The organism is Nitrospira sp., from assembly GCA_016715825.1.
Taxonomy (GTDB): Bacteria; Nitrospirota; Nitrospiria; order Nitrospirales; family Nitrospiraceae; genus Nitrospira_D.
The window spans coordinates 39,943-59,382 of the sequence record JADJXO010000003.1 but is presented as its reverse complement, the minus strand read 5'-3'; the positions used below and the strand labels follow the sequence as shown (position 1 = coordinate 59,382).

19 protein-coding genes are annotated in these 19,440 nt (G+C 54.0%); 2 read left to right on the top strand and 17 right to left on the bottom strand.

The window, feature by feature from the left end; translation table 11 throughout:
* Positions 1-72: 72 nt before the first annotated feature.
* The 10 genes from ftsY to IPM58_09860 all read right to left on the bottom strand — a co-directional run bounded on the left by ftsY (position 73) and on the right by IPM58_09860 (position 11,491).
* A complete protein-coding gene (gene ftsY / locus IPM58_09905) occupies positions 73-1,008 on the bottom strand; it encodes a signal recognition particle-docking protein FtsY (protein ID MBK9307377.1) in 936 nt (311 codons plus the stop codon).
* A gap of 2 nt (positions 1,009-1,010) precedes the next feature.
* Entirely contained in the window at positions 1,011-1,505 is a 495-nt protein-coding gene (ybeY, locus tag IPM58_09900; GenBank protein ID MBK9307376.1) for an rRNA maturation RNase YbeY, read from the bottom strand.
* Positions 1,505-2,572, bottom strand: coding sequence for a PhoH family protein (locus tag IPM58_09895; GenBank protein ID MBK9307375.1), 1,068 nt, complete (start codon positions 2,570-2,572; stop codon positions 1,505-1,507). Before IPM58_09895 ends, ybeY begins: the two co-directional genes overlap by 1 nt.
* 94 nt (positions 2,573-2,666) lie before the next feature.
* Positions 2,667-3,638, bottom strand: a complete 972-nt coding sequence (locus tag IPM58_09890) for a putative Ig domain-containing protein (protein ID MBK9307374.1) — start codon at positions 3,636-3,638, stop codon at positions 2,667-2,669.
* A 41-nt stretch (positions 3,639-3,679) separates the two neighbouring features.
* A complete protein-coding gene (locus IPM58_09885) occupies positions 3,680-8,071 on the bottom strand; it encodes a hypothetical protein (protein ID MBK9307373.1) in 4,392 nt (1,463 codons plus the stop codon).
* 63 nt (positions 8,072-8,134) lie between these two features.
* Positions 8,135-8,446, bottom strand: a complete 312-nt coding sequence (locus IPM58_09880; protein MBK9307372.1) for a hypothetical protein — start codon at positions 8,444-8,446, stop codon at positions 8,135-8,137.
* Between the two features lie 85 nt (positions 8,447-8,531).
* The gene (locus IPM58_09875) at positions 8,532-9,086 is read right to left on the bottom strand and encodes a hypothetical protein (protein MBK9307371.1); all 555 of its coding nucleotides are present in this window, start codon (positions 9,084-9,086) and stop codon (positions 8,532-8,534) included.
* Positions 9,087-9,154: 68 nt separating this feature from the next.
* Complete coding sequence (locus tag IPM58_09870) at positions 9,155-10,381, bottom strand: PilW family protein (GenBank protein MBK9307370.1); 1,227 nt, start codon at positions 10,379-10,381, stop codon at positions 9,155-9,157.
* A 30-nt stretch (positions 10,382-10,411) separates the two neighbouring features.
* Positions 10,412-10,939, bottom strand: a complete 528-nt coding sequence (pilV, locus tag IPM58_09865; protein MBK9307369.1) for a type IV pilus modification protein PilV — start codon at positions 10,937-10,939, stop codon at positions 10,412-10,414.
* Positions 10,940-10,954: 15 nt separating this feature from the next.
* On the bottom strand, positions 10,955-11,491 hold the full coding sequence (locus IPM58_09860) for a prepilin-type N-terminal cleavage/methylation domain-containing protein (protein ID MBK9307368.1): 537 nt from the start codon (positions 11,489-11,491) through the stop codon (positions 10,955-10,957).
* Positions 11,492-11,788: 297 nt separating this feature from the next.
* Here IPM58_09860 and IPM58_09855 point away from each other — a divergent pair, with 297 nt between their 5' ends.
* Positions 11,789-12,109 carry a PilZ domain-containing protein gene (locus IPM58_09855; protein ID MBK9307367.1) on the top strand — a complete coding sequence of 107 codons (321 nt, stop codon included), beginning with the start codon at positions 11,789-11,791 and terminating at the stop codon, positions 12,107-12,109.
* Between the two features lie 25 nt (positions 12,110-12,134).
* On the opposite strand, the gene IPM58_09850 is transcribed toward IPM58_09855, so the two are convergent.
* From IPM58_09850 to IPM58_09825, 6 genes are all read right to left on the bottom strand, one after another.
* Complete coding sequence (locus IPM58_09850; GenBank protein MBK9307366.1) at positions 12,135-13,862, bottom strand: type II/IV secretion system protein; 1,728 nt, start codon at positions 13,860-13,862, stop codon at positions 12,135-12,137.
* A 164-nt stretch (positions 13,863-14,026) separates the two neighbouring features.
* Positions 14,027-15,496 (bottom strand): pilus assembly PilX N-terminal domain-containing protein, encoded by a 1,470-nt coding sequence (locus IPM58_09845; protein ID MBK9307365.1) that lies wholly within the window; start codon positions 15,494-15,496, stop codon positions 14,027-14,029.
* Between the two features lie 13 nt (positions 15,497-15,509).
* A complete protein-coding gene (locus IPM58_09840; GenBank protein ID MBK9307364.1) occupies positions 15,510-16,238 on the bottom strand; it encodes a hypothetical protein in 729 nt (242 codons plus the stop codon).
* Positions 16,239-16,264: 26 nt separating this feature from the next.
* On the bottom strand, positions 16,265-16,750 hold the full coding sequence (locus tag IPM58_09835) for a prepilin-type N-terminal cleavage/methylation domain-containing protein (protein MBK9307363.1): 486 nt from the start codon (positions 16,748-16,750) through the stop codon (positions 16,265-16,267).
* Positions 16,747-17,178 (bottom strand): GspH/FimT family pseudopilin, encoded by a 432-nt coding sequence (locus tag IPM58_09830; protein ID MBK9307362.1) that lies wholly within the window; start codon positions 17,176-17,178, stop codon positions 16,747-16,749. The genes IPM58_09835 and IPM58_09830 overlap by 4 nt, the downstream gene beginning before the upstream one ends.
* Positions 17,179-17,465: 287 nt before the next feature.
* The gene (locus tag IPM58_09825; protein ID MBK9307361.1) at positions 17,466-18,254 is read right to left on the bottom strand and encodes a prepilin peptidase; all 789 of its coding nucleotides are present in this window, start codon (positions 18,252-18,254) and stop codon (positions 17,466-17,468) included.
* 158 nt (positions 18,255-18,412) lie between these two features.
* Here IPM58_09825 and IPM58_09820 point away from each other — a divergent pair, with 158 nt between their 5' ends.
* Positions 18,413-18,691 (top strand): response regulator transcription factor, encoded by a 279-nt coding sequence (locus tag IPM58_09820; protein ID MBK9307360.1) that lies wholly within the window; start codon positions 18,413-18,415, stop codon positions 18,689-18,691.
* A gap of 1 nt (position 18,692) precedes the next feature.
* On the opposite strand, the gene rlmB is transcribed toward IPM58_09820, so the two are convergent.
* Positions 18,693-19,430: a 23S rRNA (guanosine(2251)-2'-O)-methyltransferase RlmB gene (gene rlmB / locus IPM58_09815; protein MBK9307359.1), complete on the bottom strand. Its 738-nt coding sequence runs from the start codon at positions 19,428-19,430 to the stop codon at positions 18,693-18,695.
* Between the last annotated feature and the right edge of the window lie 10 nt (positions 19,431-19,440).

Genomic DNA, 19,440 nt, shown 5'->3' with positions numbered 1-19,440 from the left:
TTCATTGTGACGCATTATTCGCCTTCAAAAAGGGTAGCACGAGGCGAAGGATAAGAGAAGGAAACGCGTGGTTTATAGGGAGGCGGTGCGCTGCCCAAACAACGCCGCCACGAATGCTTCGGCATTGAAGTCCTGCAAATCCTCAGCGGATTCTCCTACACCGACCAAACGGAGAGGAAGTTTCAGCTCATCGGCAATCGCCACGACAATGCCGCCCCGTGCGGTCCCGTCGAGCTTCGTCAACGCAATCCCCGTGACTCCCATCGCTTCATGAAACTGTCGAGCTTGACCCAAGGCGTTTTGTCCGAGTGTGGCATCCAGGACCAGCAAGACTTCATGCGGCGCTCCGGGCAATTCTTGGGCGATCACTCGCTTTACTTTCCGGAGTTCGTCCATTAGGTTTGACTTCGTGTGCAGCCTCCCGGCGGTGTCGATCAGAACGACATCGACCTTTCTGGCTTTGGCCGCAACAATTCCATCGAATGCGACTGCCGCAGGATCGGCCCCCTGTCGTTGACGTATGACTTCTGCGCCGATTCGATCTCCCCAAACTTGTAGTTGATCAATGGCAGCAGCACGAAATGTATCACCGGCAACGAGCAATGGGCGACGTCCGGCCTGTCTCATTCGTTGGGCCATCTTGGCAATCGTCGTTGTTTTTCCAACACCATTGACTCCAACGACTAACACAACAAATGGTTTTGGGCCATCGTTTATGAGTTGATCAATCGTAGCGCTCGAGACAGGTTTCAGGATGCTGTAGAGTGCCTGACTAAGCACATTCCGCAGTCCTTCCGAAGTTTTCGCATCAGCCCCTCGTGTTTCTTCGTTGATCTGTCGAATGAGCCGATCGACGACCCGAGTGCCAAGATCGGCGGTGAGCAATGCGGCTTCAAGTTCTTCGAGTAGCTCTTGATCCGGCGTGCGTCCAAGGAATCGATCAACCGACTGCTGCATGACGTTGCGTGTCTTGTCCAACCCATCGCTGAGTCGTTGGAACCACCCCATCGTCAGCACACCTTCCTTTGCCGTTGAGGAGAAGAACGGATCAATTGAGGAACCGGAGCAATCGCCTCAAGAACTTTCCGCTCTCGACGCGACATTCTCACCGCTTCACGTGAACTGCGCTCATGATCATATCCACAAAGATGAAGCACGCCATGGATCAAGAGTGTTGCCAGTTCAACATCGATCGATCGTCCAAGTTCCTTAGCTTGGCGAACTGCAGTAGGCACTGAAATAACCACATCTCCCAGCATATTCGTCGTAGGGTACTTCCCCTGAGGCATGATGGCTTCTCGTATCGGGAATGCCAGCACATCGGTCGCCTGATCCTGTTTGCGGTACTCACGATTCAGTCGCTGTATCCGAGCATCCCCTATCAATGCCACACTCAATTCCGACGTCGCTTCCCCGACAGCCGTCAAGATACGTTGGGCCAAATGTTTAAAGGAAGATTGTCGGACGGTGTACCGCACAAGGCTCACCCTGAGATACACCGTCATTAATGAGAACGTCCTGCGTGGCCGACAGGCGGCAACTCGACTGGAGTCGACTTGCGTGAAATTGACGGTTGACGCTTAGGAGCTGAGAGCGGTTCGCGCGTCGAGTGGGATTCAGGAGCATTCATCGCCTGATGACGATCGTAGGCCTTGATAATGTCTTGAACGAGTCGATGCCTCACCACATCTTTCTCATCGAAGTAGATGAAGGCAATCCCTTCAATATCACGCAATATCTCCTTCACTTGTATAAGGCCAGACACTCGGTCATTGGGGAGATCGACCTGTGTGATATCGCCGGTAACGACCACCTTGGAATGGAATCCCAACCGGGTGAGAAACATTTTCATCTGTTCGGCCGTCGCGTTTTGCGCTTCATCGAGAATCACAAATGAATCGTTCAACGTTCTTCCGCGCATGAATGCGAGAGGAGCAATCTCAATGTCACCTCTCTCAATTAGGCGATTGGCCCGTTCCATATCCATCATGTCAAACAGTGCGTCATACAGCGGTCGCAGATAGGGATTCACCTTTTCGTAGATGTCACCTGGAAGGAAGCCGAGTTTCTCGCCTGCTTCGACTGCAGGCCTGGCAAGGATGATTCGGCTCACCTCCTTGTTCATCAAAGCGCTCACAGCCATAGCCATGGCGAGATACGTTTTCCCCGTCCCAGCTGGGCCGATAGCGATAACGATGTCGTGTTGTTCGATCGCTTCAATGTATGCCTTTTGAGTCGGAGATTTGGGACCGACGAAGCGCTTCTTGGTGACAACCATGGCCGATTTACCCAGCACATCTCGAAGCGGTGCTTCGGGAGTCCGGCGTAAGGCACCGAGCGCGTGGGTCACATCGTCAGCTTGTAACGTAAAACCCTCATTGGTAAGGGCGGCGAGCTCGACGAGGAATCGTTCGGCTTGACGAACGGCCTCGGGAAGGCCATCCAAGGTGAGTTCTTCGCCACGTGCGGAAAGCCGTACACCCAACTCCTCCTCGATCAACTTGAGATGTCGGTCATGGTGACCGAACAGGACAGCGGTGTTGGTGCCCTCTCGTAATTTGAGCTTACGCACGAGTCGTGGTTGGTCTCCCGCCTACAGCAACTGGCTGCAGTGTAACAGACAAGAAATAGACGAGACAAGCAGCTGGGAGATCTTGGGACAACCGCTAGGCGCCGCGAGGGACAGAAGTCGCTGTTGCAGAAAGCGTCACATCAAATTCCTGTGTTGCGAGACCACCACGTCCGTCTTTCGCAACGACTTTGACATGAAAGGTCCCCGCTTGATCCGTTGGGATCTGCCACCCGATATGACCAGTGTCTGAACTGATTGTCATACCGGGGGGAGCCATCTCCAAGTGATAGGTTAATGGATCCCCGTCTGGATCGAGCGCTTGCACCGAGTAGTCAAAGCGCTCTTGGACGGCCTTGGTCGGAGGGGTCGAGACGATCATTGGACCACTGTTCCCTAACGCAAGCGATTCGGACTTCAAGGAACTTGCCGAGCCGGTAGGATCACTGGCCGTTACCTCCACCGCAACCTGATCAGGAGCAGAAAATCCGACTGTGTCGAGAAAGGGATCTTCCCCCTCCTTGATCAGCGTGCCGTTGCGATACCATTTATAGGTGAGATCGACACGGTCATAGTCAGGATCACTGGCCTGCACTTGTGCCTCCAGCCTATCACCGGCTCGGGCCGTCTGAGGCGCGAGTGAAACCGCCGTTATTTTCGGTAAACTATTTCCAACGACAACACCCGCTGTTCTAAACAGCTGCCCCTTGTTCGTGCCGTCCGTTGGTATGATCTCTACAAACACCGTTTGCCCACGCCTAAACAATTCAGGCGGCAAGGTTGCACTCGTTTGGCCCACGATTGGCGCATTATCCACATACCATTGATAGTGAAAGGAGACGGCTTCCCGCTCAGGATCCTCAGACTGAATCTGCACCGCCGCAGGAGCTGATTGAGAAAGCGGTGTATTCACAATCACGGCAGCGGTGACAGCCGGCGGTCTATTACTCGAAGACCGAGTAATCGGAGGAGTCTCCGCGGTCATCTCGCGATCAGTACAGGCGGCACACAGGGTAATCCCCATGAGCAGCAACCAGACCTTGAGGTCGTCGCTCCTACAGTTCCTCATGCTCTCATCAACTCGCGGCTCCTACTTGCCATTCTGCTTTCCTAATCCCGCTGATGCACCCAATTCACATAGCGGCTGTAATTCCCTTCGAGATTCACGTTCCCCTGCGTAAACGCACCGGTAGACATCTGAACGTTATAGCTACACCCTTGCCCGCAATGGATCGTTCCGCTTGATGCAAGTCCAGTCCCTAACGACGACTTGGAGTTCACGTTGGTATTGCTCCCGGAATTCGTCGTGCCGATGACCGGAGCTGTCGACGCGGTTCCTGTCTTGTAGAAGAGCGCATATAGGTAACTCGCTCCATCAGAGGCGCAGAAATCGTTCGTCAGGGCAAAGGTTGGAAAGAAAATCGTCCCTGCCACCAAAGTCGGATTCACGACGGAACGTTCGGAAGCATAATTGGTAGTCAGCGAGGTAAACGGATCCGTGAGAGTAACGGGCCCCGGCATCGTGACGCGCCACCCATCTTTTGAAGCAACCAGGCCGATCATGGAATTTGTTCCGGTCCCGTTGAAGCTGGTGACACCCGGGTTGGTCGGATCGGTCACCTGATTGGTACTACCGCTACAGACGATACAAATGACGGCGTTCGTGACATCAACGAGATCATCGTCGTGACAATTCATCGTAGACGTTTGCGTACAGGTATTGCTCATGACCGAATCTTTGATTCCGAAAAGCCGTTGCAGGGTGTTATCCACCTTATCCGCGTTGCTGAAGTACCGACCCGTTCCAAAGAAGACCCACATTTTCTCGGTGTCGTCCAGGGTTACGGCAGGAGAAGATGCCGACGGGCCGACTTCCGCCGTAGTCCCAAGAGACGCATCGTAGAACGTGTCTATCACTTCAGTCGGAGTTCGGTTTGCTCCCTGGGCAATACCCCATGTATTTGGGTCACAGGGCGCCGTGGCACAACCCATCGTGAGCCGATAGAGCTTTCCGCGCCAGGGTAGGGCGCCGTCGTGGATCGTGCGGACCGAGTAGGCCACGTCCGTCCTCCAGTCGGAATCTTTATCTACTGCGACGACATGACCCATGAATGATTGCCAGCTACCAATCGGCATCGCCGTCAGACTGCCACCAGCAGCTGCTTTGGGTCCGTTCTTTAGGTCGACTGTATAGAGTCTTGCGGTCTGGGATGACGCGGCGGTGAGATCTGCTTGGTATCCGTTCGGCCCCGACCCAAACAAGACGTACCACTTCTCATTCGTCGGATCGATGAGGCTATCTGTTTTGGGATTCATGCGAGCAACAGCCGGGTAACTGGTGGTTAGCCCAAGTCCGCTGTCACTAAACGCCCACAGCAATTTTGGATCAACCTCTGGGTTCGTGATATCCAAGGCGAAGTACGCGCTGTAGAATGTTCGAGAAACTCCACCGATCGTGGCCGTCATCGGTGGGGCTCCTGAACCAGCGGCACAGTTTCCGCAACTCCCACCCATCCGAAACCCACCGATTAACACAGTTCCCCAGCCTCCAGGGTGGTCAGCATCCGGCGTAAAGATCCTTGCTTCAGTGATCGTCGGTTTGAGATCGACATAGTACACATGCGTGTAGTCCGTCCTGGCAAGCCACTGGAGATGGGGCAGTAATTCTTGCGGTATGAACGACCAGAGCTCAGTCCCAAGACTGGGTCCACTTGAATTGTCTGTCGGATTCTTGGTGTACCACCCATGTTCCACGGTAGCAGCCGTCGAAGGATCGTCGCCCTTATGGTAGTACCCTCCGTTAAAGGCATGGAGCATCCCATCATTCGCCCCGACGTAGACGACCTGACGTCTATCTCGGTATTTCGCATAAAATGCCGTGTAGGTTGGATCCCCAAACGCCAAGTCATACCGTGCTTTGGGAGCACCTACGATTGTCGGTGTCGAGTGAATAGGATCGCCTAATTTCCAGACCTTATAGCTTCCGCTCCCGACCGGAACTTCAAGCTTCCTCGTCCGCAATCCTGGGATTTCATCACCGCGAATGAAGTTGATCAGATTCGTCGCATTCGTGCTTCCTGCACAGATGTCTACTGAATATCTCAAATAGTCTTTAAGCAAAAGGCAATTGGTCGTATTAAAATCAATCTGTTCGGTAGAATCGACAATGCCGTCATTATTAATATCGACCCACGTGAGTATTTTCCGTGACCCTGAGGTTGCAAGAGCGAGTTCCTTCCCCGCTTCCCATATAGGTTTGATCGACTTCAGGTCGCCGGTGAAGGTAGGCGTTGTACTGTCCGCCACTCCGTCGGAGGGACTGGTATCCGCAAACTTATCCACGAGTACTTTCTGATAAGTCGGACTTGCTGGATTATTGTCGTACCGCGTCGTCACAATCAGGTCTTGATCGTAGGCTAACTTCCCATCCTGATTCGTATCCTCTCTAAAATTCCCGAATCCGTCGACGAACAGAGCGTGGGTATATCCGGTCCACTTGACGTTCGCTCCCCCCTGGCCGACGTCGCTCGTAAAGAAATAGGCTTGGTAGATCGACCCTTCACCGGTCGCTGATGTGGCCAAGACCGAGATCGACGTTCCCGACGCACTCTTACGCAAGATCGCCGTTAGCGAAGCCAGCAGGCGTTCTTGTAGATCATCGATGTTTGAGGATTCGAAATAGGTATCGGGAATCCCATCGGCGCCTTGGGCGCCGGTTCGGTTATTCACCTGATCCCACTCACTGACGAGGTCGGGAAGATTGTTGCCATTCGTGTCCTCAAAGCCGCCCAACTGCGCCGCATGCATCAAGATTTCACGACCAGATATATTGCCGAATGCGTAAAAGGTATAGATCGTAAGGTTCTGTAACCCCTGCAGGCAATGACCTGACACTCCCAGGACAGGGATCGTTCCATCTGCCGTTCCACTGCAGGGACGGAGGTCGTTGATGTGTGACCAATAGGCCACATCATCCAAGTAATGGCTTCCGCTACTCGCATAGTCGGTTCGATGTTGTTTCAGTAAGACATTATTGGGAGTCGAGGGATCGCTGTTACAGGTGCTGCCTGGCGGATCCACAAATGGCACGCCACGATTACCGGTACAATAGGTTCCTGCATGGGGTTGGGCATTGGCATTGGCATATTGATTGATACTGTTAGGGACGCCTTGGTCCAGGGTCGGTTCGCCGTCTGTGAAAATCATCACGAACGTTTTGCAGCATCGCACTTGCGTCGAGCTGCTGGCCCAAGCCGGAGTATGGTTACTCCCGTAGAAGAACGGATCACGCCCGCAGGCGTTGTTGATGTAACCAGGAGGGCAGACTTCGGCCCCTGTGAGCGCGGATACCTCCGCTCCACCGATTCCCCCTACTCCCGAACTTCCAAATGAGACTCCATTCGAGGTTCCACCGGAGAATGCGATCGGATAGACATACTGAGTGGGATAATAAGCAGAATTGACTTGAGCGACATACCGAGCTACCTCATAGAGCGATTCACCTAGAGGCGTCCAGGTTGCTGGAAACGCTTCGTCGACCGCATCTACCATCGCGGCTGTATTCGTGGTAAACGTTTCAACGCTCGAGCCGGCAAAGTCGATCGACTGACGACTCCCAACACCGGTCAAGATCCGGACACCGTTGTTACTACCATCGTCGTTGAAGACCGCCAATGCGAACCTCGCTTGCGGACCGATCTGCTGGATTACACCCGTTGGTTCGCTGTACATGGCAAAGGCAATTTGATTGAGCTCGGTTTCTGAAAATCCGCCACTATCCGGACAAGACGTACCGCTATCGTCGTCGATGCACATGTCGCCATCGTCTTCAATATGGATATAGATGTTGCTCGGTGTCCCTGCATATGTCGCAGCCGGGATGCGCCCCACGTAGGTGAAATCTCCCGTGCCACCGTCATATCGCACTCGGTCGGTCGTTTCTGTATTGAGCCCAGCCCCGCTCTGAGCTCTCACTGTCGGTAACAACGGCGTCCCATACGGCTTACAGGTGGAATCAGGATTACGTTTTGGGCTAAATCCATTCTGGCATTGCCCCCCGTTCATAGCCTTCTTCACCGCATCGAATCGACGGAATGTCGCCCAGTTGATGAAGTTTCCATCGTATTCTGTAGCGGGACAGGGGGTGTTAAGAGCTGCTTTTACCAGCGTACCATGCTCGAACCGGTTATCGGTTGCATCCCACACATAGCACCGCATCGGATCGGCGAACCCTGAATAACGCGTCGTAGCAGTAAAAGAGATGGTCGTCGACGGGGTACCGTCAGGTAAGGTCCCGCAACCGCTTATTTCACAAGCCCGATTCCTCATACTCCCGGAGTTATCCATCAGAATGATGATGTTTGGAGCAACTTGGTCAGAGACAAAGGGCGGAGCAGATGCGTACTGATCCATTGTCTGGGCTGACGCGGTCAATGCCCACGCGAGGCCGGCCGCCATTGTGATCCCCGCAGTTCGTGGGAGGGCCTGTGTCTTGCGTTTCATGGTCCTAACCTCCTCCGCTCTGATACCATTTTCGTTCTTCACTCGTGTCACTTCGTGCCCATGCTATTGCGGCAAGTAGACGATCAGGAAATCGATGGTGTTGCCGGCGCCCTTCTTGAGATGAAATTTCACTTCCTGATCGCGTTTGACAACCTCTGGCGGAAACACGTTATCTTCTTGGTCTCGAATTTCTACGTCTGGGTCTACCAGGTATTCTTTTCCGTTGATGAAGAGGGAGCGAGACTCAACCGACGTCACGACTCCAGCCCGTAATCCGTTCGCGACATGCGGGGGAATCGGATCAAGCGCATAAGCCAGCGGCACTAATCCGTTAGCCATGCCGAACACCGCAACCAGAAGGCTAACTCCGAGCATGGCAAACATGCTTATTGTTGCAGGCTTGAGCATCCTAGAGAATGATTTGAGTGAGCCGATCCTCATCATACGCATCTCCTATCGACTAGATACCGTTCGCGCTTCTCTTGACACAACCTTCACCGGTGGTGTCCAAGCACTCGAACGTCACAATCACCCGACTCGTCGTTCCTGTTGCCGCGTTCGCCGCAGTACAGTCGACTCGATAGTAATTTTCACGAGTGGTCTTATCTGGATCAGCGAGATTACTGCCTACCCGTTGTTTTGAGTAGAGAAAGTCGATATCGCCGTTGACTACATATCCATTGACGTTCATCACAAGGTTTGGCGCATTACCTGCCCCAACCGCAATGTCGGGGTTGTTCCGAAGCGTGCCGTTGATTTCTTGACTGAATACCGCCTGATTAGAAGCGGGCACCGGACCCTGTGGTGCAAGAAGGACAGCCGCTGGGCCACCCATATCTGGGTCGTCAATCGTCAACCGGATCGCTCGGACCGCCGACCCCACACAGGCTTCTGCTGCATCAGTCCCTTCTTCAACCATGCGTATCGCTCCGGCCATGGAGTTTTCCATCCCAGTCATGGTGAGCGCGGCGACGCCAAGGGCTCCTATAATCAGCATCAACAGCATCGTCGTCATGAAGGAAGTTCCTCGCTCATTAGCGAACAGCCCTCGTTTATTGGAACCCACATGAGTAGATAGCATCGTTAGAACCTTTGGTTGCGGAGTTCGATGGTCCGAGTCAAAATCCGTCGACGAAACTGGAAATAGGCCGACTGCTGTGCCGCTGACGCAGTGTCTCCCAGCACAAAGAGTCCGGTTGCATGATTGTGATCACTGAGTACAGGAAACACCGAACTGTGGACGGGGGTTGATTGAGCTTCCCCCATTCCTTGATCAGCTCTGGTCTGACGAGCCACAATGTTGACCTGCACCAACCGAATCGTTCTCGGGGTCATGAAGGAACCGTATGGCCCAGCTGTACCGAACCAATTTCGGTCCGTGATGAAATCCGCTTGGTCGAACTGATTCGACAGATTGAGGTCGTCCGGCTGCAAATCAGGGATAGCGCCATTGACACGCGGATCACAGCCATCGCAGGCATAGGCCAGTTGAAGGTCTTCCACTCCGTCCATGATCGGGATGCAGCTTGAATTGACCTGGTTGCAGTTGGGCGGACTACCAGGGCCCACGAGCGCAGCCGGGACAGCGCCACGAACCAGGCAGGGGGCGTTTCCTTGACAGAGATTCAGATTGTCTGGAGGTGGAATGACTTGATAGGTGATGCACTGGAGCAGGTATACCTGCGTTCCCGACCCAAAGGCCGCAGGCGCTGGAATGGCTGGATTCACGGTAAGACCTCCGGGACTGACGGCCGATATCGTCGATCCCGCCATCCCGCCGATGGAAACCGGCATCCCGAGTAATGCCGCTCCACCACCGGGGATAGTATTCCCCATCGCAGTAGTCGCATTGGCCGGCATGGGAATACTCGAGATCGGTACCCCTCCGCCAATGATCCCAGGAGCCCCCGGAACGAAGACCTGCCACAACGGTCCCACTGCGGTGATGGAATTGGTCATCGGCACAACCATCGAGATGGTATCGGGTCCACTGTCGGCCCCAAGCGGATTGTTATCACCGGGTACGAGCGCATATGGAGTGCCGTTGATGTGGCACCCTCCTACCGTTGATGACAGTCCACGCATCCCGAACCCGGCTAGCTTCAAATCGGCCGTGATCATGTCCAAGGCATTTCTAGCAGTCGCCTGGGTATTCCCAATCTGTCCGGTAATGCGCGTGGTCTTCTGACTGACGACGAGTGCACCAAACCCCGCAGCAACTATTGCAGCGGTCATCATTGTCGCCACCATGATTTCCACCAAGGTAAAGCCCTGCTGGTTCCGGCCGCACACTCTTAGGAATGGGTTCATGTGGACGCCCCCTGCCTGTAGAAAGCCACTCTACTCCGGCTCAATTACCGTTCGAAAAGCCACCGAGCGTTGTCGTTGTACTCCCGTGCGTTCATTCCACTGCAGCTGTACGGTCAGCTGCACAGCACTGGAGTCGTCCTTGAGTGGCAGTATAGGAGCAGCCTGCACCGTGCCACGCACATTCAATAGGTTGGTAGCCAAGACCAATGTTCTCCATTGGGTGCAATCACCCTGTATGCCTCTTGTTGCTTGAACTGATGGCGAAACGGAGAAGAACGGCGTAGGTGGGGCGGGAGCCGGAATTCCGCCCGCTAAACAGTTCCCTGGCCCGGTCGTGTCGATATTGTTGTAGGCCCATGCAAACCGCCTGTTGCTTTGGATTCGTTCCATCATGTCAGCCGCGACATTGGTAACGATGGATAGGTCATTGGCATCTACGTTCTTTGAAAAAGACACACCTTGCATGGCAGCCATCCCCATGACCCCGACACCAAGAATCGCAGCAGAGATCATCACCTCTGCTAACGTAAATCCTTTTTCACTCTGTGGCTTCATCATCTGTGAACCTCTGACTCATGACCGGTCATTGACGAGACAGGGATTGATGGCTTGCCGACACCATGTCACCTTCCCAGACGGCATCAGCGATATCGAATAGATCAGATTCGGGTCTCGCGTACTTTGCAATTGAACCGTTTGCGTCGCTAAAGGCGTCGTGCTCAAGCCTCGAGGGGTGAAGCTCAACACGGGTAACGGCAACGTTGGCGGCGGCGTCGTTGCGGGCGGTACCGTGATGAATCTGATTGTTTCCGGAAGAGTTTCCGGTCCCAGCGGGGCCGTAAACGCGACCGTGTCTAGTCCCATGGGCACACTGGAAGGTGTCGCGGCAATCATGGTATTTCGGCTAATCGCCGAGGATCGGGCGAGGATGAGTCTGTTATAAAGGCCTGTGGTGGCTTGATACAGCTCATGCTTTGCGTACATCTGCAGAAAATTCGGGACTGATACCGCGGCTGCAACGCTCAGGATCGCCCCAACAATTGCAATTTCTACAAGGGTGAAGCCTTTCTCGTCCGACTGTATTGGGCTCAGAATTGGCATATTCTTCATGACGCCTCAGAGTTGAGCAAGGTACATGCCTCTTTACCAAAGAGGTCACTTTCCCGTAACCCCTTGATTTAACTCTGTGGGTTTGGTCTCGAAGTTGATGGAGATCGACCACTTTTCGTACCCAGGAACAACAAATTTCGGCGCTCAGGCTGTACGGTTTGGTACGGGGGAATACGCTTCCCCTATTTGTGGAAGCGTACTGACATCACAGCGATGCGACAAAGGTGCCGTGACCGGAATGTTCGCTCATGCGTTGGGTGAAAGAATGTCGATCTCTATATGGGGCCAAATGACGCTATGAAACGGGAGTTTCGCAAAGCACAACGGTATGCCGTTCAGATTCCTTGTACGCTTGGAACCTCGGAAGGCCAGTGCCGCGGCACAATCTTGAATCTTTCAGCGCATGGATGCGCCCTCACAGCTGAGCGCGTACCCAGCAAAGGATCATACCTGTCACTGGATATTGACTTCTTGAACGGAGAGATACCCGTTCAGATTGAGCTGGCCGGTGTACGGTGGGTGTCAGCGCCTCGATGTGGAGTCGAGTTTATTCGGATGTCATCGGACGCATTAAGACAATTGTCGGCTTTTGTGCTGGTCCTGGACACCACCCCCTAACTGAACTCGCCCATCCCCGATGAGACTATTTTACAGCGACCGCCCGCACTTGTCGGTACGTGGTGACTCCTCTCAGCACTTTCTGAATGCCATTCTGTAGCAGGGTCACCATGCCATCTCGCATGGCCACGCTCAGGATCTCCGCGGTTCTTGCTTTCCCTTGAATCAGGTTTTTCAGATCTTCCGACCCAACCAGAAGCTCATGCAGAGCCACCCGCCCTTTAAACCCACTGTTATTGCACGCGTCACAACCCTTTCCCCGATAGAGCGTGAAATCCTCGGTGTAGGTGACGTCCAGCCTCTCCCAATACCGAGCTCCATAGCCTTGTACCAGCTCTTCATATTCCTGTTGCGTCGGGTGATAGCTCTCTCGACAGTGAAGGCAAATACACTTACAAAGACGCATCGCGAGGATGCCCAGCATCGCATCAGCAAAGTTGAACGAGTCACACCCCATGTCCAACAGCCGGGTAACGGTCTCTACCGCACTGTTGGTGTGTAGCGTGCTCATCACTAAATGCCCGGTGAGCGACGCTTCTATCGCGATGTCGGCCGTTTCTTTGTCCCGCATCTCTCCGATCATAATCACGTCAGGATCCGCCCGAAGAAATGCCCGCATCGCCGAGGCAAAGGAGAACCCAATTTTGGGATGGACCTGAACTTGCCTCAAACCTTCCTGCGTGATTTCGATCGGATCTTCGGCCGTCCAAATCTTTCGTTCATCGGTATTGATATGTCTCATCACGGCATGCAGCGTGGTGGTCTTTCCTGACCCGGTAGGCCCCACGCACAGAAAGATGCCATGCGGGCGTTCTGAAAGTTCCTTGACGATCTGTAAAATCTCCGGTGAAAAATCCATGGCCTCCAGCGGCATGATCTCCTTGGCAGTCAGAAGCCGTAACACCACATCCTCATTGTTGCCGGCGGTTGGCAAGGTGGCGACGCGTAATTCGATTTCACGATCTTTGGCCAATTTGTAGCGGATTTTCCCGTCTTGGGGCTTTCGGCGTTCAGCAATATCTAGATTGGCCATGATCTTCAGTCGCGAGGCAATGGCCCGCCGATAGACGGCGGGAATACGCATGTAGGTAAAACACGTGCCGTCGACGCGAAACCGTACGGCCGTCTCTTTTCGATCCGAGTATGGCTCAATGTGGATATCAGAAACCCCAAGCCGGTACCCCTCTGCAATGATTTGGTTTGTTAGGCGCACGATGGCCGAATCGTTTTCGTCGATCTCGCCAGGCTCACCCTCAGCACCTCGCTCAATGCCGGCTTCATCGACAAGTTCCCCAAGGATATCGCTAATGGAACCCCCATTGGCCTGCCCCGTGGCAACAAGCAGATATTGCTCAATATCGCGCCGAAGCCCAACTGAGAAACGAACGGTCACCCCCGGAAAAGCACGCCGGATATCAAGACCTTTTTCCAAATCATGAGGATCATTGATGACCACATCGAGAACCGTTCCCTGTCGCTTCAAGGGAAGCCACGAATTTCTTCTCAGGTAGTCGAAACTCAAATTCTTGAGGAGATCGGGGTCAATAATGGTCCGCTCATCATACGGAACATAGGGACACTGATAGAACTCGCTGAGTGCTGACCCAAGTGCCGCACGTGGTACCCGGTACTTTTCAAGCAAGATCGTTTCGAGGTCCACCTCGCGTGATAATGATTCCTCTATGGCCACATCCAAGTCGGCTTGACTCATCAAGCCTCGATAGGCAATGCAATCCAAGAGACTGCGCTCCATCGTCATCTTGCGAGGTTGTTTCGCCATCGTGTGTTTTTTCTGGCTTCCACCTGATAGAACTGCCCGCCTTGGACGTACCGCACGGTCTTGTACAATCATTTTAACTCATCCTTTTCCATCGCCAATAAGAAGTTGTTTTTACGGATTCCTCTCTCACGTCGGTTTTAGAAGCGTGCCATCCAGGTGCCTGGAGCGCGATAGACCACCGGCAACCCTCGAAATAAACCCTCCCCAAGATCGTGGTCATACCACACCTCCATTGAACTACCTGGATCTGATCGCGTAATTGTTTCGCCTACCAATGCCGCTCCATAGAGCCGTACTCCTCCAGAGAGCGAGATGGTACCGATGGCGTGTAGCACTCCATTGAAATTGATACCCGTGAGGTGAAGGGGAGTGCGCGCGAGCGAGTTGCTTTGATCAGGCATTGGAGGGCTCAGTGCTGGAATCACGGCACCGCTGCCGCTGGGAGCCAGTTCAATATGCCCCTGCATGACCACCGTCCCCTCGATATACGGCGCCCTGAGCTTGAGCACTCCCAGATTGTCGGCACGCGGCGGCATCTGGTCGAGGGTATCGACAAAGATCAGGCCCAACTGATCACCAGGAGCTTGGGACCGTACTACCAGCTCCGGAGACACGCCTTTGCCGGGTTCCACGATCCCTTGGGGATAAAGAAGGCCGTCTCGATCGATTGCGTAGTACCGACCGAACCGTTGGGCTATTCGCTTCAGGTGTTCGTATGGCCACTCATCGAAGCGAACTCCTGGAACGGGATGTTGACCGACATGAATGTTACTGGGCACATCCGTAAATGGTCGGGCAAGCGGTTGAGTCAACTGAACATCGCCTCCCACCCAGACCTCCACCCACCGATCTTCTCGTTGACCGAGCTCCTCATAGCTCTGACCGCTGAGTGGAGCGATTCCGCTTTTCTTTGGAAGATCAGTAACCGTTTTGAGCACCAGGTTTCCCCCAACTTTCACATCACCCCAATGTAGAAAGACCGGTGATTCCCTACCAGGTTGCGGCTGGCCTAGATTCCAGAGGACCTGCACCGCGGTCTTCAATGCAGGCAGTCCCAAGGTGCTCAACTGCATTCGGACTGATTGCCGAACGGAAGGGGTTGTATTGGTTGCGATGGTGGTATCAACGGTACAAAGCAGCCCTGGATCGGTCGGCGCATACACTTTGAGTTCCTCTACATGCCCAAGGTGTTGCATGGTACGAAACAGTCCGTCTTTCGGATCATTCAGTAATCGATTGTCTAAATCATTCTGGGCCTGCACGTGTAAATCCGGACGGTCTACTGTCCCCATAAACTGGGATCGACCAGTCGCATCAAAAAATGAGGGTGTACCGTCCGTGTCACGCCCGGTCCTGGTACGCAGTGCCACGATTGCAGGGATCGTACTCGTTGACGATGGTTCATGAAACCATCCCACCACAAGTTCGGCGGATGCGTCAGCAAGTTGTTGGGCGATGGCCACTTGGCCCGCTGCACTTGCACTGACAGCCTCTTGCCCACTCAGGTTCAAGAGTGTCGTTGCAAGCGCTGAGAGAACCAGCACGATCACCATGGCTCCCAGAAGTGCGATTCCTCGTTGATCACCGTCGATGCTTCTGCAGAACATAATGGGGACCCTCCTAAGAGCGGATGCTCACTTCCCGCACCATTCGATGCAGGGGTTGATCTGAATGGATGGCTAAGATGACTCGTCTCACGAGTGCTGCCTGATCCGTGCGTTGTCCTAGGTCGTTTCTGTATGAAAATCGGAGCTCGTCGAGTTTGCCAATCAGAACGCTCGCGCCGCCATCAACCATACGCATCAGACTCCACTGGTCGGGTTCCTGGCGTTTGACGTAGTAGACGACTCGATTAAGGATTTGCACAGATGCACCTTCAGGAAATGATGACTGAATCGGGTCCACAAGCGTGAGGTGAAACCGTTGCCCCGCATAGGCGAGCCGATGGGATTCGCAGCCCTGCCGCCCGCACACAGAGATCGTCTTGGCTTCTCCCCATCCACTGCCATCCCGTACCGGCAACACGGTTTGTCCAGGACTCAGCCCGGCGGTCGTGACAGTCCGATGGTCACTGAGATTGGCATAAAATAGGAATTGGTCCGAGGCTGCCGTCACTATCGTCTCGGCTGTAGCAAGTCGCACTTCTTGTTCAAATACTTCGAGCCCTAGTCGTAACTCTTGCTGCTGATTCAGCGAGCGTTGCTGTTTACCCGCATGCGTCTGGACGATATTCACGGTGGTTAACGCCGTTGCAAGCACGACCGCACCGATCGACAAACTGATCATGAGTTCACTCAGGCAGACACCGTCGCTGTTAAACAGGCTGCGCGCGCCTGACTGACGTCTCATGATGGAATGAGGATAATTCCTGAAGATCATCGCAGCCCCACATAATTCGGATTCGCTCGGAGGGTCGCCACTTGAACCTCTCGTCGTTGGCCTCTTCGGTCGGAGTAAGAAGCCACCGCTCGGATGACGATAATCCCCGAGGTGTGTAGCGACCTCTCATGATCAATTTCAATGGTCCAGACCAGTGTGATGCCATCGCGTTCGTAGCTAGCCGTATAGATCCCGTCCCCGGCGTTGATATCAGCCCCTTGACCGTCGTCCACCATGATGGCATCAATTATGCCGTCATGATCCAGATCATCCTCGAGAAGGGATGACCATCGCATGGAACGCTTCGCTTCGAGTTTCCCTTGTGCAAACTCTAGCGCCTTGCTGCTGAGACCACCCTGCTGCACGTATCTTGACGTGATCTCTACCGCACCCAGTGTCCCCAGCAACGCAATTCCCGAGATCATCATCGCCACCATGACTTCGATCAGGCTGAAACCGTCGCATTGAAGATGACTGCTCATAAGATCAATACCCGACCGGTAATACTCACCGTGAGTGTTTGGGTCTGGCCCTCCCTATTCCGAAGCTGGATTGTCGTTGCTGTAGCTGAGCGACCGCTGGGATGGAAAAGAATGTCCCACCCTGCACTCGGTTCTTCAATGATGAGCCCCTTCCCCCCATAGTGATACGCGTGGTGAGTGCTATCCTGGTTGACGAACTGTGTGACCAGCCGCTGGTCTGCTGCGTCAATGACAATTCGAACTCGCTCTCGATTGGTTAAAGCGAGCTGCCTCGCGAGACGCAGGTCGGAGGCTATGTCTTCCGTGACACACCGGAGTTGGGTTCGTGAATTGAGCCCAAGGTAGTTGGGAAGTGCCAGAAGAGAGACCATGGCAAGTATCCCCGCGACCACCATGAGTTCAGCTAATGATTTTCCTTCCTGCTTCATACTTTCCCCTATGTCCCACACCCTACTCATTTGATATGGCTGTATGTCAAAATGCGTGCCGCTCTTCTAGCGGCTATCCGTGAGTACTGGACGGAGCTATTCCAAGGAACACAGGATCCCATAAGGCATGGATTTATTAGGGCTTCAGGTATGTGGCTGTGCTTTAAGCGAAGGTGAAGCGGCCGATTGAAGGAGGGGATGACGTCGGAGTTATTTCATGCACGATTAGATACAGTGCTTATCGAAAGAGATACACCTAACTAGCTGTGAATCAGCCATGGGAGCCATTATCCAGCCAATAAGCCTTGATACCAACCGAGGAGAGATTGACCAAAGAACAAGGAGACCAGCGCCCCACAGACGAGAAAGGGACCGAAGGGAATATAGTCTTCCCGCCGTATCACTTTAGTTACGATAAGACCTACTCCAACCAGGGACCCAAGGAAGGAACCAACCATGATAGTCATCAGTGCTGGCTTCCACCCAAGAAAGGCTCCGATCATTGCGAGGAGCTTGATGTCTCCTCCACCCATCCCTTCTTTGCCGAAAAGGTACGGACTCGCCCAGGCTAGGAGCCATAGGAGACCTCCGCCTACGAGCATACCCAGTAAACCCTCAAAGAATCCAAGGGGGAGAACCGTCGCGGCGCTGAGGAGCCCAACCACAATCCCAGGGAAGGTGATGGCATTGGGAATGATCTTATGCGATAGATCCGTTCCGGCGACAACCAGAAGAGCCGAAAACAATATCCCGTACACAGCTGCCGACCAGGTCATCCCAAAAAACCAGACGATCCCGACATAGCCCAGGGCATTCAGCGTCTCCACCAAGGGATAGCGGTACGGAATGCCAACCGCGCAGTGCCGGCAACGCCCCCTGAGTCGCACGTAGCTGAGGACCGGGATGTTGTCATACCACGCAATAGAGTAGGAACAGGCTGGGCAATGGGACCCTGGCCATGCGATGGATTCGTGTCGAGGCAATCGGTAAATACAGACATTCAGAAAGCTCCCGACGAGTGCCCCCAAAAGACCAGCCACGAAATAGACCGAGATTAGTGACTGGCTCTCATGCATAATTGCTCAGAGTGCATCCCTTACCCAGGAACCCTACTAGGGCCAAACTACCCGAATTTACATTCTTCCTTAATCGTTCCATAATGCTCGCGTGATCGGTTCGACGATCACGTCGAGTATACCTGAAACCTATTCCGATCAAAGGAGAACTTGTCATCATGGCTAAAGGGAGTGTCAAGCCACGACCTCGGAAATCCCTTGTGAACCTCGAGCCTCCTCCGCGCCCAAGACGTCCGGAGTCGCTTACGTCACGGGAACAAGAGATCCTGGAATTGATCTGGGCTGGATTTAAGAACAAGGAAATCGGCAACCGGCTGAAGATCAGCGTGAAAACCGTCGAGGCCCACCGGGCCAATATGATGAAGAAGATGCGGGTCTCGAATACCGCTCAGCTGCTGAAGACCGCTATCCAAGGTGGGTCGCTAAGAATCCGATGAGTCATGGCCGGTGATTCTGCTGAGCTCGTTGACGAACGGCTTCGAAGAGGACAATCGCGGCAGCCGCCGACACATTCAGCGATTCAACTCGCCCTCTCAGCGGAATGCGAATGCAGTCATCGCAATGCTGTAACACGCCTGGTCTGATGCCCGTCCCCTCTCCGCCTAGCACTAGCCCAACCGGCCCTCGCAGGTCGATCTCGGTAAAGACCTTATCGGCCGACGGGGTGACACCGTAGATCCAAACACCGGCGGCCTTCAACGATTCGATCGATCTGCTCATGTTGGTGACACGCGCTACGGGAATGTGATCGATCGCCCCGGCTGACGCTTTTGCGACGGCGGATGTCAGACCGACAGCCCTGCGTTCCGGGATAAACACTCCATGGACGCCCGCACCTTCTGCCGTCCGAAGTACAGCGCCAAGGTTGTGAGGGTCTTCCACCCCATCAAGAATGACAAGCAGCGGAGGTTCATGCCGGTGAGCAGCTCCAGCAAGAATCGAATCCTCCGTCTGATAGGCCTTTACTGAGGCAACGGCAACCACGCCTTGGTGCCTGCCGTTGGGCACCAGCCGGTCGAAGGAGGCAAGAGGTTGAACATGAATGGGAATTTGGCGTGCTCGAGCGAGTTGCACCACATCTGTGTACTGCTTATCGGTCCGAAGAACCAACACTCGCTGCAATGGGCGGTTTTCAGCTTTCAGTGCTTCCCGGACGGCATGGAGACCGTAGAGGATCTCTTGTGGA

Excerpts from the sequence above, each read along its gene's own strand:
- IPM58_09870 (MBK9307370.1), bottom strand. The coding sequence starts at position 10,381 with ATGAACCCATTCCTAAGAGTGTGCGGCCGGAACCAGCAGGGCTTTACC.
- IPM58_09855 (MBK9307367.1), top strand. The coding sequence starts at position 11,789 with ATGAAACGGGAGTTTCGCAAAGCACAACGGTATGCCGTTCAGATTCCT.
- IPM58_09820 (MBK9307360.1), top strand. The coding sequence starts at position 18,413 with ATGGCTAAAGGGAGTGTCAAGCCACGACCTCGGAAATCCCTTGTGAAC.
- IPM58_09845 (MBK9307365.1), bottom strand. The coding sequence starts at position 15,496 with ATGTTCTGCAGAAGCATCGACGGTGATCAACGAGGAATCGCACTTCTG.
- ybeY (MBK9307376.1), bottom strand. The coding sequence starts at position 1,505 with ATGACGGTGTATCTCAGGGTGAGCCTTGTGCGGTACACCGTCCGACAA.
- IPM58_09875 (MBK9307371.1), bottom strand. The coding sequence starts at position 9,086 with ATGACGACGATGCTGTTGATGCTGATTATAGGAGCCCTTGGCGTCGCC.
- IPM58_09840 (MBK9307364.1), bottom strand. The coding sequence starts at position 16,238 with ATGAGACGTCAGTCAGGCGCGCGCAGCCTGTTTAACAGCGACGGTGTC.
- IPM58_09850 (MBK9307366.1), bottom strand. The coding sequence starts at position 13,862 with ATGGAGCGCAGTCTCTTGGATTGCATTGCCTATCGAGGCTTGATGAGT.
- IPM58_09890 (MBK9307374.1), bottom strand. The coding sequence starts at position 3,638 with ATGAGGAACTGTAGGAGCGACGACCTCAAGGTCTGGTTGCTGCTCATG.
- IPM58_09835 (MBK9307363.1), bottom strand. The coding sequence starts at position 16,750 with ATGAGCAGTCATCTTCAATGCGACGGTTTCAGCCTGATCGAAGTCATG.
- IPM58_09860 (MBK9307368.1), bottom strand. The coding sequence starts at position 11,491 with ATGAAGAATATGCCAATTCTGAGCCCAATACAGTCGGACGAGAAAGGC.
- IPM58_09830 (MBK9307362.1), bottom strand. The coding sequence starts at position 17,178 with ATGAAGCAGGAAGGAAAATCATTAGCTGAACTCATGGTGGTCGCGGGG.
- ftsY (MBK9307377.1), bottom strand. The coding sequence starts at position 1,008 with ATGGGGTGGTTCCAACGACTCAGCGATGGGTTGGACAAGACACGCAAC.
- IPM58_09880 (MBK9307372.1), bottom strand. The coding sequence starts at position 8,446 with ATGCTCGGAGTTAGCCTTCTGGTTGCGGTGTTCGGCATGGCTAACGGA.
- IPM58_09825 (MBK9307361.1), bottom strand. The coding sequence starts at position 18,254 with ATGCATGAGAGCCAGTCACTAATCTCGGTCTATTTCGTGGCTGGTCTT.
- pilV (MBK9307369.1), bottom strand. The coding sequence starts at position 10,939 with ATGATGAAGCCACAGAGTGAAAAAGGATTTACGTTAGCAGAGGTGATG.
- IPM58_09885 (MBK9307373.1), bottom strand. The coding sequence starts at position 8,071 with ATGAAACGCAAGACACAGGCCCTCCCACGAACTGCGGGGATCACAATG.